This is a genomic window from Cryobacterium levicorallinum (assembly GCF_004402405.1).
Taxonomy (GTDB): domain Bacteria; phylum Actinomycetota; class Actinomycetes; order Actinomycetales; family Microbacteriaceae; genus Cryobacterium; species Cryobacterium levicorallinum.
In genome coordinates this window covers 21,770-37,319 of sequence record NZ_SOFE01000001.1, presented here as the reverse complement: position 1 = coordinate 37,319, position 15,550 = coordinate 21,770, and the positions used below count along the sequence as shown (strand labels likewise).

The following is a 15,550-nucleotide window of genomic DNA, read 5'->3' as shown; positions in this document are numbered from 1 at the left end:
GTGGTTCAAGGTTAGCAGCTACCCGAGGTGACCGAGCACCGCCGACATGAGGCGCTCGGAGTCGCCCGGCTCGATGAAGGCTGGCGAGCTCAAGGTGACCCAGTAGGTTCCCGTGAAGACCTGTGCCTGGCCGCTGCCGGCGGCGGCGTATTCAAAGAAGCCGTCGACGGTCGGCGGGGTTCCGTAGGTGGGCACGGCCTGGCTGTCGGCATCCGCTTGCTGCTTGAGTGTGGTCATCAAGACGTCGTTCGGCGCCACCAGCGAGAGCTCGATGAGCTCGCCACTAGTCTGGTTCGAGTAGCCGCAGGCGAGTCCGTTGTAGTCAAGCGCAGACTCGGCCAGGCCACCGGCGGCTGGGGCGAAGCTCGGCGCGGTGCCGTAATTCGGGTTGAAATCGTAGAGATCCTGCAGGGTGAGCAGCTCATCGCAGGCTCGCTCAATCGGAGAACCGGTCGCTTCCGGCGTCGGCGTCGGCGATGACGAGGGCGCTGCACTCTCTGTCGGTTCAGCGGATGCCGTGCTCGTCGCCGCAGAATTCGTCGGCGTCGGCTCGTCACCACTGGCGCAGCCGCTCAGAACGAGCGCGAACAGAGCGCCACCGGCGAGCACCAGGCCTGCCCGACGCCGCGCAAAGCGAGGAACGGTACGGGCAAATGAGGGGTAGACGCGGGTATCAGTCACGTGTTGACCCTACCAACAGGAGGGGCCGGTACGATTGTCCAGTGACTCCTGCCGAACTCTCCCAGTCCCTCTTCGATCTCATCCAGGACGTAAGCGAACGCCGACGCGAGGCTGACACGGCAAGGGTAGACCTCGGACTCACCCTCGCCGACGTCGCCGTCGAACGCCCGCGCAATCGCGACCACGGTGACTGGGCCTCGAGCATCGCGCTGAAGATCGCCAAGCCGCTCGGCACCAACCCGCGTGAAATTGCAGCGGAGTTGGCCGCCGGTCTCGAACAGCTCAGCGATGTCGCATCCGTTGAAATCGCCGGCCCCGGCTTCATCAATATCCGTCTCGAGGCTGCGGCGGCCGGCGCGCTCGCCAAAACCATCGTCAACCTGGGCGAGGTCTACGGCACCGGCCACCTCTACGACGGTCTCAAAATCAACCTCGAATTCGTCTCGGCCAACCCCACCGGCCCGATCCACATGGGCGGCGTGCGCTGGGCCGCGGTCGGCGACAGCCTCGCCCGCGTACTGCAAGCCGAGGGCGCCGACGTCACCCGCGAGTACTACTTCAACGACCACGGCTCGCAGATCGACCGCTTTGCCCGCAGCGTGCTGGCGAGCTACCTCGACGAGCCCACTCCCGAAGACGGCTACGGAGGAGCGTACATTGGCGATATCGCGGCCAACGTGCTTGCGAAGTACGACGGCGACGTCGCTGCCCTGCCCCGCGACGAGCAGCAGGAAGTGTTCCGCTCGATCGGTGTCGACCTCATGTTCACCGAGATCAAGGACAAGCTGCACGGTTTCGGCGTCGACTTCGACGTGTATTTTCACGAAGACTCGCTGCACGAATCCGGCGCCGTCAACCGCGCCATCGAACGCCTCCGCGAACAGGGTCATATTTTCGAAGCTGATGGCGCCATCTGGCTGCGCACCACCACCTTCGGCGACGATCGTGACCGGGTGATCATCCGCTCCAATGGTGAACCCGCCTATATTTCGGGCGACCTCGGCTACTACCTCGACAAGCGTGAGCGCGGATTCGACCAGTGCCTGATCATGCTCGGCGCCGACCACCACGGTTATGTCGGCCGCATGATGGCGATGGTGTCAGCCTTCGGTGACGAGCCCGGCGTGAACCTGCAGATTCTGATCGGCCAGATGGTCAACCTGCTCAAAGACGGCGAACCGGTGCGCATGAGTAAGCGCGCCGGCACCATCGTCACCCTGGACGACCTCGTCGACGCCGTCGGTGTTGACGCCGGCCGCTACGCCCTGGTGCGCTCGAACAGCGACTCGCAACTCGATATCGACCTCGACCTGCTCGGCAAGAAGACGAACGATAACCCGGTCTTCTATGTGCAGTACGCCCACGCCCGCACCTGCTCGGTCGCCCGCAATGCGGCAGCGAGCGGCGTCGAGCGCTCGGTGTTCTCGCCGGAGCTGCTCGTGCACGACAGCGAATCCGCGCTGCTCGGCGTGCTGCAGGAATACCCGCGCATCGTCGCCCAGGCCGCCGAATTGCGGGAGCCGCACCGCGTCGCCCGCTACATCGAAGAGGTCGCCGGCTACTACCACCGCTGGTACGACAACTGCCGCGTCATCCCGCTCGGCGACGAACCGGTCACCGACCTGCACCGCACCCGTCTGTGGCTCAACGACGCGACCGGCCAGGTGATCCGCAACGGCCTCGACCTGCTCGGCGTCACCGCCCCGGAGCGTATGTAATCGTGGCCAAGCGCAAACGTCGCGGTCTGGTTCCGCTGATAATTCTGGGGACGCTTGCCGTTCTGCTCGTGGTCGCGTTTTTCCTGGTCGATAGCGGACTGCGCGCTTTCGCCCAGGACCGTGCCGAAACCGAAATCAGCAAGCGGATGCCCGCCTCCGTGACCGGGGACGTCACCGTGACCATCGGCGGCACCTCGGTGATCGCCCAGTTCATCGGAGGCAATTTTGACGAGGTGGAACTGACCGCGCCGAAGCTGACTGTCGACGGCGTGCCGGCATCCGTTCATGTCATTGCCCGCGATGTGTCGACCAATACGGCCAAGGCGATTGGCTCGCTCAGTGCGACCCTCGACCTCGATGAGGCCGCCCTCAATCAGCTCGTTCAGGCCTCCGGCAGCGCGCCGGCCGACGCCGTCCTGACCCTCGGCGATAATGACGTTGCATTGACCGCGTCGGTGAAGTTGTTCGAGTTCGATGTCGGCTACAGCGCCACGGCCACGGCCAGCGCCGCCGGCGATACCCTGAACTTCACCCCGACCGAAGCGACCGTCACCAGCGGCATCGGCGACATCGACGCAACACCGCTGGTCAATCTCATCCTCCAGCAGGCCCCGATCGGTGTCTGCGTGGCCAGCTACCTGCCCGAGGGAGTCGAACTGAGCGACGTTGACATTTCACCCGAGCGAGCACGCGTTACGCTGGAGTCGAGCACTTTGCGGCTCACCGTGCAGTCGCTGACCACCCTCGGCAGCTGCGCCGACTAATTCGATCGTCGTCACCTGCGGCGGTAGAATTTGGTCAGGCCGGCCCGTCTTGTGGGCTGACCAATTTTTCCGGCTTCAGGGACCAAACCGGGTTCGCTCGCTGAGATTCCCCTTCGACTCTCGTGAGGTACTCCCCGTGACGACTGAACCTAATTCTCTGGCCCCCGACTGGCTGTGCCTTCCCGCCGACGCGAACGCGCTTGCACCCGGCCTCTGGCCGGCGACGGCCGCCCGCAGCACCAGCGGTGAACTCCTCATCGGCGGGGTGAGGGCCTCGGCCCTCGCCGCCGAATTCGGCACTCCTCTCTATGTCATCGATGAAGCGGATGCCCGCGCCCAAGCGAGCGCGCTGCTCACCGTGTTCCAGGCTGAGTTCGCGCGGATCGGCACGAGCGTCAAGGTGTATTACGCCGGGAAGGCGTTTCTGTCGACCGAGATCGTGCGCTGGGTCACCGCCGCGGGCCTCAATATCGACGTCTGCAGCGGTGGCGAGCTCGCCGTCGCGCTGGCTGGTGGCGCCGAACCGGCCAGGCTCGGCTTTCACGGCAATAACAAGTCCCTCGCCGAACTCGACCAGGCCACCCGGGTGGGCGTCGGCACGATCGTGATCGACAGCGAGGTTGAAATCGGCCGCGTCGCCGAAGCCGCCGCGCGAAACGGCCGGGTGCAGAACGTGCGGCTGCGCGTGAACAGCGGCGTGCACGCCCATACCCACGATTTTCTGGCCACCTCGCACGAGGACCAGAAGTTCGGCATCGTGCTTACCGATGCACCGAGGCTGGTCGCGCTGATTCGCGCCGAACCCGCGCTGGGCTTTGTCGGCCTGCACTGCCACATCGGCTCTCAGATCTTCGGTGCAGACGGATTCGCCGAGTCGGCCGCCCGGCTGCTCAACCTGCACGCGGTCCTGCTCAAAGACGGCCCGGTGCCCGAACTCAACCTCGGTGGTGGCTTCGGTATCGCCTACACGAGCGCCGACGAACCCACGCCGATTCGAGAGCTCGCCGTGGCCCTGGCCGACATCGTCGCCACCGAGTGCGCGCGGCTGAACATCCCGCTGCCGGTCGTCGCGTTCGAACCCGGCCGCGTCATCATCGGACGCGCCGGCGTGAGCCTCTACCGTGTCGGCACCACCAAAGCCGTCGACGTGTCGGGCACGCAGCGCCTCTACGTCAGCGTCGATGGCGGCATGAGCGACAACGTTCGCCCGGCCCTCTATGGGGCCGACTATGCGGTACGCCTCGCCGATCGGGTGTCGACGGCCGAGCCGGTGCTCGTGCGCATCGCCGGCAAGCACTGCGAGAGCGGCGACATCGTCGTCGACGCCGACTATCTGCCGAATGATGTGACCCCCGGCGATCTGCTCGCGGTGCCGGCCACCGGCGCCTACTGCTGGGCTTTGTCCAACAACTACAACTACCAGGGCCGCGCGCCCGTCGTGGCCGTGCTGGATGGCACGGCGCGGGTGCTCGTGCGCGGCGAAACGATAGCCGACCTGCTCGCGCGGGACACCGGGATGCCTTCGACGGGCCCGGCCAATGGAGGAGAATCTTGAAGATCGAATACCGCAATCTGCGCGTTGCGCTCCTCGGCGGTGGCAACGTGGGCGCCCAGGTAGCCCGCCTGTTGCTGGAACAGGGCCCTGAACTGGCCAACCGCGTCGGCGCCACCCTCGAACTGGTCGGCATCGCGGTGCGCGACGTGAACGCGGAACGCACGGTCGATCTGCCCCGCGACCTGTTCACGACCAATGCCGAGGAGCTTATTCTCGGCGCAGACATCGTGATCGAGCTGATGGGCGGCATCGAGCCGGCTCGCAGTCACATTTTGCTGGCGATCAATAGTGGAGCGGATGTTGTCACCGCCAACAAGGCGCTCCTCGCCCAAGCCGGACCCGAGCTGTTCGCGGCCGCCGATCAGGTCGGCGCCCAAATCAACTACGAGGCCGCGGTCGCCGGGGCCATCCCCATCGTGCGTCCGCTGCGGGAGAGCCTCGCCGGCGATCAAGTCAAGCGCATTCTCGGCATCGTGAACGGCACCACGAACTTCATTCTCGACCGGATGGACACCGACGGGTCCAGTCTCAAAGACGCGCTGGCCGAGGCGACCGCGCTCGGTTACGCCGAGGCCGATCCGACGGCCGACATCGGCGGATACGACGCCGCGCAGAAAGCGGCCATTCTGGCGAGTCTGGCATTTCACACGACGGTGCCGCTGGCATCCGTTTACCGTGAAGGCATTGAGTCGGTCACCCCCGCGCAGATTGAATCGGCGCGCAAGGCCGGCTATGTCGTGAAGCTGCTCGCTATTTGCGAACGGGTCACCGACGAAAACGGCGTCGACGGGGTGTCGGCACGGGTCTACCCGGCGATGGTTCCGCGCAGCCATCCGCTGGCCGCTGTGCACGGCGCCAACAATGCCGTCTTCGTCGAGGCGGAATCCGCCGGCAGCCTCATGTTCTACGGCGCCGGAGCCGGGGGAGTGGAGACGGCCTCGGCCGTGCTCGGGGACGTTGTCTCCATCGCGCGGCGTCACGTTGCCGGTGGGCCGGGCGTTGCCGCGTCGACCTACGCCGAACTGCCTATCTTTGATATCGGCCGGGTCACCACACGGTACGCGGTGACCCTCGAAGTCACCGACGAACCCGGCGTGCTCGCGACCATCGCGAGCGTCTTCGGCCAACGCAAGGTCTCGTTGGCGCTCGTGGAACAGTCCATGACACCGGCCGTGATGGCAACGAAGAGTCGTGCAGCACGCTCGGCCACGGCTACCCTAGTGATCGGGACCCATGACGCAACGGAGGCCGCACTCGCCGCCACCGTGCAGGACCTGGCCACCAACAGTGTTGTCACCGAAGTCGCATCCGTTTTGAGAGTTGAAGGAGTCTGATGTTTAGCCCAAGCGAGACCAGTACCAATCTGACCAAGCCCGGCGCAATCGTCAGCCGCCAGTGGCGCGGGGTGCTGAACGAATACTCCGACCGACTGAATATCTCCGAGAAGACCCCGATCATCACCCTCGGGGAGGGCGGCACGCCGCTCATCCCCGCCGCAGCGCTCTCCGCGCGCACCGGCGCGAAGGTCTGGATCAAGTTCGAGGGCATGAACCCGACCGGGTCGTTCAAGGACCGCGGCATGACGATGGCCATCTCCAAGGCTATGGAAGACGGCGCGAAGGCTGTCATCTGCGCCTCGACCGGCAACACGAGTGCCTCCGCCGCCGCCTACGCGACCCACGCGGGCATCACCGCCGCTGTGCTCGTGCCCGAGGGCAAGATCGCCATGGGCAAGCTCAGCCAGGCCGTCGCCCACAACGCGCAGCTGCTGCAGGTGCAGGGCAACTTCGACGACTGCCTCGACATCGCCCGTGAGCTCGCCACCAACTACCCGGTGCACCTGGTCAACTCGGTCAACCCCGACCGCATCGAAGGCCAGAAGACCGCCGCCTTTGAGGTCGTCGAGGTGCTCGGCGACGCCCCGGACTTTCAGTTCGTTCCGGTCGGCAACGCCGGCAACTACACCGCCTACTTTCGCGGTTATAGCGAAGAGGTCGCCCGCGGCGCCACCACGAAACTGCCGCGCATGTTCGGTTTCCAGGCCTCTGGCAGCGCCCCGATCGTGCTCGGCCACCGGGTCGACAACCCCGACACTATCGCGAGCGCCATCCGCATCGGCAACCCAGCATCGTGGGACCTCGCGCTGAACGCGCGGGAGCAGAGCGACGGCTATTTCGGTGCCATCACCGATGCAAAAATTCTTGAAGCGCACCGCATCCTCTCGGCCGAGGTCGGAATTTTCGTAGAACCGGCATCCGCTATTGGAGTGGCCGGCCTGCTCGAGCGCGCCGAGGCCGGATTCATCCCCAAGGGCTCGACCGTTGTGATCACCGTCACCGGCCACGGTCTGAAGGACCCGAACTGGGCGCTGCGCACCGCCGACGGCTCCGACGTCGTGCCCACGATCGTTCCGGTCGACACCGCCGAAATCGCCAGCGTGCTCGGCCTGGGCAAGGCATGATCAGTCCGCTCTCGCTGATTGGGCGCGCCGTCTCGGTGCAGGTGCCGGCCACCACGGCCAACCTCGGCCCCGGTTTCGACACGCTCGGGCTCGCGCTGGCCAAGTACGACCAGCTCGAAGTCACCGTGCGCAGCGAACCCGGCGTCTTTGTCGAGGTGCACGGAGTGGGCGCCGGTGAGGTGCCCACCGACGAGAGCAACCTCGTAGTGCGTGCGATCATTCACACCTTCGAGGCCGTGGGTCAGCCCATGCCCGGGCTCAACATCGTCGCGCACAACGTTATTCCGCACGGGCGCGGCCTCGGCTCCTCCGGTGCGGCCATCGTGTCGGGCATCATGGCGGCCAAGGGACTGCTGGAGGGCGTCGTCGACATCGACGCCGAAATGCTGCTCGTACTCGCCACCGAGATGGAAGGGCACCCGGACAACGTCGCCCCCGCACTGTTCGGCGGTTTGACCATCGCCTGGACCACCCCCGAGGGTCCGCGTCACAAAAAGCTCGTTGTGCACCGCGGCGTCAAGCCTCTCGTGTTCGTTCCTGAGCAGGAGATGTCCACCGCGCTTGCGCGCAGCCTGCAACCAGCTTCCGTGCCGCACGAGGACGCCGTTTTCAACCTGTCGCGCTCTGCGCTGCTGATCGCCGCGCTGATTCAGAGCCCGGAACTGCTGCTGGCCGCGACCGAGGACAAGCTGCACCAGAGCTACCGCGCCGCGGCCATGCCGGAGACGAATAAGCTCATCACCCTGCTGCGCGAAGCCGGCTTCGCGGCCGTCGTGTCCGGTGCCGGTCCATCCATTCTGGTGCTGGCGAGTGACCCGGGCCAGCGTCTGGTCGCAGCCGAACTCGTCGCGAGCCAGTCAGACACCCCGTGGCGCGCGCTCATGCTCGCCGTTGATGTGCAGGGTGCCACCGTGCATCCGCTCGCTTCCGCGAGCACGGCCGAGAGCGCCGCGTAACGCTCGTTTTGATCGGGCTGACGTGCCTCGTGCGCGTCGGCCCGACTGGCGATTCGACTGGTGGTGGAGTGCTATGGTTGAAGCGCACCCGATAGAAACCGCCTCCGGCGACATCCGGTGCATTCCCTGTACCTCACTGCTATTGCGATTTCGTGCGTAGCTGTGTGTGTTTACACCAATCCCCTCCACTTGTCGGATTGGATCACCCGCAGCGCATCCGTCGCTGCATACATCTCCTGGCCTGAATTTTTGTTCGGCAGGGGAAAGGAACCCCCTTCGTGACTGATGTCAACCTCCGCGCCACTGGCTCGGATCTTCCCCGTCTCAATACCCTTCGCGTGTCCGAGCTGCAGGCTCTGGCTCTCGAGCTGGGAATCTCCGGCGCTTCCAAGCTTCGTAAAGGAGAACTCGTGGACGCAATCCAAACGGCTCGGTCCGGCACCGAACAGGCCGATACCGAGCAGACCAGCACTAAACAGGCCAGTAACCCTGCTCCGGCCCTGACCGTTGCTCCCCTCGATGTTGCTCCCGTAGTTGAGTCGTTGCCGGCCGAGTCCGCACCGGTCGAGAGCCTCGCCGAGGCCATCGATGCTGCTCCGCGTAAGCGTGCGCCTCGTCGTGCCAGCACCAGCACCGCCGCTCCCGCCAAATCCCACGTCAATGCCGACGCCAGCTCCGGATTCGGCATCATCCTCCCCGACGCTCCGGCCGCCGGCTCTCGTATTGCACGCAACGCCCGTGGCGCTGCGGCCGCCACGAGCGCGCCGACAGCGGATGCTGCGGCATCCGCTTCTGAAAACACCGGCGAGAACACCGAACCGGTCACCGACAAGCCGGTTCGCCAGGCGCGCAAGCGCGTGCAGGTTGCGCCGGTTCACCTCGATGGTGCGGCCGCCGTCGTCCTCAACACCGCTGACAGCGCCCCGACCGACAGCGCAGCCACCGACAGCGCCCCGGCCGCGAGCACGCCAGCCGAGACTGCACCGGCAGCCCGCCGTCCGTCCCGTCGGGCGTCGTCGCAGCGCAACGTTCCCGCAGCCGATGCTGGCACCGACAGTGCCGCGCCGGTCGAGGTGCCCGCGGACGCAGCGGCCCCGCGGGTCGAGGCAGTAGACGACTCAAACGAATCGACCGATGACTCCAACGAGACGAACGCGCCGCGCCAGGGCCGCAGCCGCAGCCGTAGCCGCGGTGGCGATCGTGCGCAGGTCGCCGACCGTAACCAGGTTGATCAGAACAACCAGAACAACCAGAACAACCAGAACAACCAGAACGACCGCAACCAGAACGGCTCAAACGACGAGGGCCTGACCCGCGCACAGAGCCAGCGTCAGGCGCGCAATGAGCGCAACCAGGAACGCAATCAGGAGCGCGCGCAGGCGCAGGCCGATCGCAATCAGGACCGTAATCAGGGTCAGGATCGCAACCAGGACCGCAATCAGGGTCAGAACGACCGTGGCCAGGACCGTAACCAGGGTCAGGATCGCAACCAGGGTCCCGACCGTCTCGACGACGACATGAATGGCCGCGGCAACCGCAACCGGTACCGTGACCGCAAGCGTCGCGGCCCGAACCAGGGCGATGACTTCGAGCCCGAGGTCAACGACGATGACGTACTCATTCCCGTCGCCGGAATTCTGGACGTGCTCGACAACTACGCGTTCGTGCGCACCTCCGGCTACCTGCCCGGTGCGAGCGACGTCTACGTCTCGCTCGGCCAGGTCAAGAAGTACAACCTGCGCAAGGGTGACGCCGTCGTCGGCTCCATTCGCCAGCCGCACGAGGGGGACCAGTCCGGCCGACAGAAGTACAACGCCATCGTCAAGGTCGACTCGATCAACGGCCAGACCGTTGAAGAGGCCGCGGCCCGTGTCGACTTCCACAAGCTCACGCCGCTGTACCCGACGGAGCGCCTGCGCCTCGAAACCGAGCCGGGCAAGCTCACCCAGCGCATCATCGACCTCGTTGCTCCGATCGGCAAGGGCCAGCGCGGCCTGATCGTTGCACCGCCCAAGGCCGGCAAGACCATCGTCATGCAGCAGATCGCGAACGCCATCGCCACCAACAACCCTGAGGTTCACCTCATGGTCGTTCTGGTTGACGAGCGTCCAGAGGAGGTCACCGACATGCAGCGAACGGTGAAGGGTGAGGTCATCGCCTCCACCTTCGACCGCCCCGCCGAAGACCACACCACCGTCGCCGAACTCGCCATCGAGCGCGCCAAGCGCCTGGTCGAGCTCGGCCACGACGTCGTCGTGCTGCTCGACTCGATCACCCGCCTCGGCCGCGCCTACAACCTGGTGGCCCCGGCCTCTGGTCGCATCCTCTCCGGCGGCGTCGACGCATCCGCTCTGTATCCGCCGAAGCGTTTCTTCGGTGCGGCGCGCAATATCGAGAACGGTGGCTCGCTCACCATTCTCGCCTCCGCGCTCGTGGAGACCGGCTCCAAGATGGACGAGGTCATCTTTGAAGAGTTCAAGGGCACCGGCAACATGGAACTGCGCCTGTCCCGCCAGCTGGCCGACAAGCGCATCTTCCCCGCCGTCGACGTGAACGCGTCGGGCACCCGCCGCGAAGAAATGCTGATGAGCGCGGATGAAGTCAAGGTCACCTGGAAGCTGCGTCGCGCCCTCGCCGGGCTCGAGCAGCAGCAGGCGCTCGAACTCATCCTCGGCCGTCTCAAGGAGACCTCCTCGAACGTGGAGTTCCTCATGCAGGTTCAGAAGTCGATGCCGACCCTGAACGGGTCAGACAAGGATAAGTAATGTTCGAATCCGTCCTCACGCTGCTGGCCGAGCACGACGACCTGCAGTCGCAGTTGGCGGATCCGGAGCTGCACGCGAATCCGGCCCGTTCGAAGAAGGTCAACCGGCGCTATGCCGAGTTGAGTCGCATCATCGCGGCGTACCACGAGTGGAAAGCGGTTGAAGATAACCTCGAAGCCGCTCGTGAACTCGCTGACGAAGACGCTGCCTTCGCCGAAGAGATTCCGGATTTGGTGGAACAGCTTGATGTTACGGCTGAGAAGCTGCGACGCCTGCTGATTCCGCGCGACGAACTCGACGCCCGCGACGTGATCATGGAGATCAAGATGGGGGAGGGCGGTGCCGAATCGGCGCTGTTCGCCGCCGATCTGCTGCGCATGTACCTGCACTACGCCGAGTCCAATCGCTGGAAAACCGAGATCATCGAGCAGACTTCGAGCGATCTTGGCGGCATCAAAGACATCCAGCTCGCTATCAAGGGCAATTCGAGCGACCCTGCCGAGGGTGTCTGGGCGCACCTGAAGTACGAGGGCGGCGTGCACCGCGTGCAGCGCGTGCCGGCGACCGAGTCGCAGGGACGCATTCACACGTCGGCGGCCGGCGTGCTGGTCTTCCCCGAGGTCGACGAGCCCGAAGAGGTCGAGCTGCACCCGAACGACCTCAAGATCGACGTGTATCGTTCGAGCGGTCCCGGTGGCCAGTCGGTCAACACCACCGACTCCGCCGTGCGCATCACCCACCTTCCGACCGGAATCGTGGTGGCCATGCAGAACGAGAAGTCACAGCTGCAGAACAAGGAAGCCGGGATGCGCGTGCTGCGGGCCCGGGTCCTGGCGCGTCAGCAGGAAGAAATCGACGCGGCGGCCTCGCTCGTGCGCAAGGGGCAGATTCGCACCATGGATCGCTCCGAGCGCATCCGCACGTACAACTTTCCGGAGAACCGCATCGCCGATCACCGCACCGGTTACAAGGCCTACAACCTCGACGCCGTCATGAACGGAGCCCTCGGCCCCGTGATCGACTCCTGCATCCACGCCGACGAGGAAACTCNCGTGATCGACTCCTGCATCCACGCCGACGAGGAAACTCGCCTGGCCGAGCTCGGCGACCCCGAGTAGCACCCGCATTAACCTAACCGGGCCCGGGCCCGGAAAGCGGGCCCACGATAGAACATGGGCCTACTTTCCGGGCCCGGGCCCGGTCGTATTCTAGAGGTAGTACTCGGGCTCCAGGGTGCCTCCGCGGGCGGACTCGACCGTCGCGGGCGTCTGCGGGCGTATCGTCGCCGGCACCCCCACAAGCAGCGACCGCGGCGGGGCATCTTTGGTTACGACCGCGTTCGAGCCGATCGTGCTCCAGGCACCGATGGTGATCGGGCCGAGGACCTTGGCGCCAGCTCCCACGGTGACTCCGTCGTCGAGAAACGGATGCCGCCGCACGCCGCGCGAATGCCCGTGCCGGCTCTTGCCGCCCAGCGTCACCGCGTGGTATAGCATCACATCGTTCCCGAGCACCGCCGTTTCACCGATCACGACACCCATGCCGTGGTCAATGAACAGGCGACGCCCGATGGTTGCCCCCGGGTGAATCTCAATTCCGGTCAGAAACCGGGTCACCTGAGACAGGAGGCGGGCCAGCAGGTGCAGTCCACGACGCCACAGACGGTTCGCGATCCGATACGACCAGACCGCGTGCAGCCCACTGTAGGCAAGGAAGACCTCGGTGTTGCTGCGCGCGGCCGGGTCGTGGGTGCGCGCCGTCGCGATGTCTTCGCGGAGGCGCCCGAAAACGCTCACTGACTCTGGGGGATTCATGGAGGGGCTGACGGCTTAGTCGAGCAGGTCTTCGTACAGCACGGTTGAGATGTACCGTTCGCCGAAGCCGGGAACGATGACGACGATGGTCTTGCCCTTGTTCTCGGGCAGTTTTGCCTGCTCGAGCGCGGCCCAGACGGCAGCGCCACCGGAGATGCCGCCGAGGATGCCCTCATCGGTGCCGAGCTTGCGTGCCGTGGCGAGCGAGTCGGCCAGGGTGACATCGGTGATCGAGTCGTAGACCTGACGGTCCAGAGTTTCCGGCACGAAGTTCGCACCGAGGCCCTGAATCTTGTGCGGGCCGGGCTTGCCGCCGGAGAGAATGGGGGAGTCAATCGGCTCGACGCCGACGACCTTGAGGCCTGGCTTCTGCTCCTTGAGATAGCCGCCGGTGCCGGAAATGGTGCCGCCGGTGCCGATGCCCGCGACGAGAATGTCGACGGTGCCCTCGGTGTCGTTCCAGATCTCCACGCCGGTGGTCGCGCGGTGGATGGCCGGGTTGGCCGGGTTCGTGAACTGGCTGGCCAGAACGGCGCCCGGGGTGTTGGAAACGATCTCGGCGGCCTTCTCGACCGCGCCGCGCATACCGTCGGCACCGGCGGTCAGCACGATCTCGGCGCCGTAAGCGCGCATCATGACGCGACGTTCCTTGCTCATCGTCTCCGGCATGGCCAGAATGACGTTGTAGCCACGGGCTGCGCCGACCATGGCCAGGGCGATGCCCGTGTTGCCGCTGGTCGCTTCAACGATGGTGCCGCCCGGCTTGAGCGAGCCATCCTTCTCGGCCGCGTTGATGATGGCGACGCCGATGCGGTCCTTCACGCTGCTGGAGGGGTTGTAGAACTCGAGCTTGACGAGAACGGTGGCGCCGAGCCCGGCGGTCAAACGGTTCAGCTTGACGAGGGGGGTCCCACCGACGGCTTCGGTGATGTCGGAATAGATCTTGGGCACGTGAGCAACTTTCATTCGGTGATCTTCGGCAAAATATGGTGTGTAGGGCCTTATCCAGCCTATGGCCCTCGGCCACTAACGGCCGGGTGCGTTACATTTCACTACGTGCCTTCTTCAGATTCTGCCCAGCCCGCCACCGTCACTTCCCTGAGAAACCAGGCCATTGCCCGGCTCGGCGCCGCCGGAATCCTCGACCCGGAGGTCGACGCCGACCTGCTGATCGGCCACGTGCTCGGTCAAAGCCGCGGCGAAGTGCAGGCCGCCAGCATCCTGGCTAAACCCGTCAGCAAAGCGGATGCAGCCACCATCGACCTCCTGCTGGCCCGCCGCAGCGCCCGCGAGCCCCTGCAGCACATAACAGGGCGCGCCCCCTTCCGGGCGCTGGCCCTCAACGTTGGACCGGGTGTCTTCGTGCCTCGCCCCGAAACCGAGCAGGTCGCCCAGTTCGCCATCGACGCGCTGCGATCGATGCCCGACGCGGAGCCGATCGGTGTCGACCTCGGCACCGGCAGTGGCGCCATCGCCCTGGCCCTGGCCACCGAGGTGCCGCACGCCCGTATCTTCGCCGTCGAGAACTCAGTGGAAGCGTACCCGTGGACCTCTCGCAACTTCGCCGAGGTCGCTGCCCGCAACGCCACCCTCACCTTCGGTGACCTCGCCGACGCCTTCGTCGAACTCAACGGCACGGTCGCCGTCGTCATTTCCAATCCCCCGTACATTCCAGCGGATGCGATTCCCCGCGACCCCGAGGTGCGCCTGTTCGATCCGGCTCACGCCCTGTTCGGTGGTCCGGACGGCCTCGACGTGGTGCGAAGCGTATCGGCGACCGGCCTGCGCCTGCTGCGACCGGGCGGTGTGCTCGTGATCGAACACGGGGAACTGCAGGGAACGGCTATCCGGGCTCTGCTAGCCGCGGACGGTTGGCGCGCCCCGGCCACCCACCGTGACTACACGAGTCGCGACCGGGCGACCACGGCGTTGCACCCCTGAGCGACGCGCGACGCAACCGGTGGCCGTGGAATCCGCTTCTCACAACCGCACTGGGTTAGAATTGCCGGAAATGACACGTATCTACGACTGCACGAGCGACTCGGACACGGGCGAGTCCGACACGAGCCAATCGAAATACCAGGCGGCCATCGCACTGGCGTGCTCGGCGATCGGCCGAGGGGCCCTCGTCGTCATCCCCACCGACACCGTCTACGGGGTTGCCGCCGACGCATTCAATGCCGAAGCCGTACAGCTGCTCCTGGACGCGAAGGCGCGCGGGCGCCAGTCGCCGCCGCCCGTGCTGATTCCCACCGTCAGCACCCTCGATGCCCTTGCCGTCGACGTACCGCAGCCCGTACGCGACCTGGTCGCGGCGTTCTGGCCGGGCGGATTGACCGTCATCGTCCATGCCCAGCCATCGCTGGTCTGGGATCTCGGCGAAACCCGCGGCACCGTCGCCCTGCGCATGCCGAGCAACCAGGTCGCGCTCGACTTGCTCGCCGCAACCGGCCCGCTCGCGGTGTCGAGCGCGAACCTCAGCGGCGCGCCCGCCGCCCTCGACGCGCTTTCCGCCGAGGCCGCCCTCGGCGAAAGCGTTGAGGTCTATCTCGACGGCGGCACGGCCGGCAACACCTATGCAAGCGCCTTCGGACTGGCTGGTGAGGGCTCCTCGACCATCGTCGACGCGACCGGCTTTGAGACCAATGGCGGCCTGCTGCACATCGTGCGCTCCGGGGTCATCTCCCGAGACGCGATCTCCGACGTCATCGGCGTACTGCTGGCCCCGGAGGCGGCGCCCGACGCAGCGGTCGATCCCGCCGATGCAGGCGAAACGGATGCTGCACCCACACTCTCCGCACCCTCCCAGGACGACACGGATACCAGCCGGTAGCCC

The 15,550-nt window shown here is 65.9% G+C and carries 13 protein-coding genes; 10 read left to right on the top strand and 3 right to left on the bottom strand.

What is annotated here, in order from left to right:
• Positions 1 to 18: 18 nt before the first annotated feature.
• Entirely contained in the window at positions 19 to 681 is a 663-nt protein-coding gene (locus E3O11_RS00170) for a hypothetical protein (protein WP_092448763.1), read from the bottom strand.
• 41 nt (positions 682 to 722) lie between these two features.
• Here E3O11_RS00170 and argS point away from each other — a divergent pair, with 41 nt between their 5' ends.
• The 8 genes from argS (at position 723) to prfA (ending at position 12,018) form a co-directional block, all read left to right on the top strand.
• Positions 723 to 2,399: an arginine--tRNA ligase gene (argS, locus tag E3O11_RS00165; protein WP_092448762.1), complete on the top strand. Its 1,677-nt coding sequence runs from the start codon at positions 723 to 725 to the stop codon at positions 2,397 to 2,399.
• A 2-nt stretch (positions 2,400 to 2,401) separates the two neighbouring features.
• Entirely contained in the window at positions 2,402 to 3,163 is a 762-nt protein-coding gene (locus tag E3O11_RS00160; RefSeq protein WP_158251698.1) for an LmeA family phospholipid-binding protein, read from the top strand.
• 136 nt (positions 3,164 to 3,299) lie between these two features.
• Positions 3,300 to 4,718, top strand: a complete 1,419-nt coding sequence (lysA, locus tag E3O11_RS00155; protein ID WP_092448760.1) for a diaminopimelate decarboxylase — start codon at positions 3,300 to 3,302, stop codon at positions 4,716 to 4,718.
• The gene (locus tag E3O11_RS00150) at positions 4,715 to 6,052 is read left to right on the top strand and encodes a homoserine dehydrogenase (protein ID WP_241980469.1); all 1,338 of its coding nucleotides are present in this window, start codon (positions 4,715 to 4,717) and stop codon (positions 6,050 to 6,052) included. Before lysA ends, E3O11_RS00150 begins: the two co-directional genes overlap by 4 nt.
• Positions 6,052 to 7,179, top strand: coding sequence for a threonine synthase (gene thrC, locus E3O11_RS00145; protein ID WP_092448759.1), 1,128 nt, complete (start codon positions 6,052 to 6,054; stop codon positions 7,177 to 7,179). The genes E3O11_RS00150 and thrC overlap by 1 nt, the downstream gene beginning before the upstream one ends.
• Complete coding sequence (gene thrB, locus E3O11_RS00140; RefSeq protein WP_092448758.1) at positions 7,176 to 8,135, top strand: homoserine kinase; 960 nt, start codon at positions 7,176 to 7,178, stop codon at positions 8,133 to 8,135. Before thrC ends, thrB begins: the two co-directional genes overlap by 4 nt.
• 278 nt (positions 8,136 to 8,413) lie before the next feature.
• Positions 8,414 to 10,900 carry a transcription termination factor Rho gene (gene rho, locus E3O11_RS00135; protein WP_092448757.1) on the top strand — a complete coding sequence of 829 codons (2,487 nt, stop codon included), beginning with the start codon at positions 8,414 to 8,416 and terminating at the stop codon, positions 10,898 to 10,900.
• Entirely contained in the window at positions 10,900 to 12,018 is a 1,119-nt protein-coding gene (gene prfA, locus E3O11_RS00130) for a peptide chain release factor 1 (protein ID WP_134495335.1), read from the top strand. Before rho ends, prfA begins: the two co-directional genes overlap by 1 nt.
• Before the next feature lie 90 nt (positions 12,019 to 12,108).
• Here prfA and epsC read toward each other — a convergent pair whose 3' ends face one another.
• On the bottom strand, positions 12,109 to 12,714 hold the full coding sequence (gene epsC / locus E3O11_RS00125; RefSeq protein ID WP_198415516.1) for a serine O-acetyltransferase EpsC: 606 nt from the start codon (positions 12,712 to 12,714) through the stop codon (positions 12,109 to 12,111).
• Positions 12,715 to 12,729: 15 nt separating this feature from the next.
• The gene (gene cysK / locus E3O11_RS00120; protein WP_092448754.1) at positions 12,730 to 13,680 is read right to left on the bottom strand and encodes a cysteine synthase A; all 951 of its coding nucleotides are present in this window, start codon (positions 13,678 to 13,680) and stop codon (positions 12,730 to 12,732) included.
• Positions 13,681 to 13,770: 90 nt separating this feature from the next.
• Between cysK and prmC the strand changes: the two genes are divergently transcribed.
• Together prmC and E3O11_RS00110 are read left to right on the top strand one after the other, a co-directional pair.
• Entirely contained in the window at positions 13,771 to 14,655 is an 885-nt protein-coding gene (gene prmC, locus E3O11_RS00115) for a peptide chain release factor N(5)-glutamine methyltransferase (RefSeq protein WP_092448753.1), read from the top strand.
• A 70-nt stretch (positions 14,656 to 14,725) separates the two neighbouring features.
• Entirely contained in the window at positions 14,726 to 15,547 is an 822-nt protein-coding gene (locus E3O11_RS00110; RefSeq protein ID WP_092448752.1) for an L-threonylcarbamoyladenylate synthase, read from the top strand.
• Positions 15,548 to 15,550 lie beyond the last annotated feature (3 nt).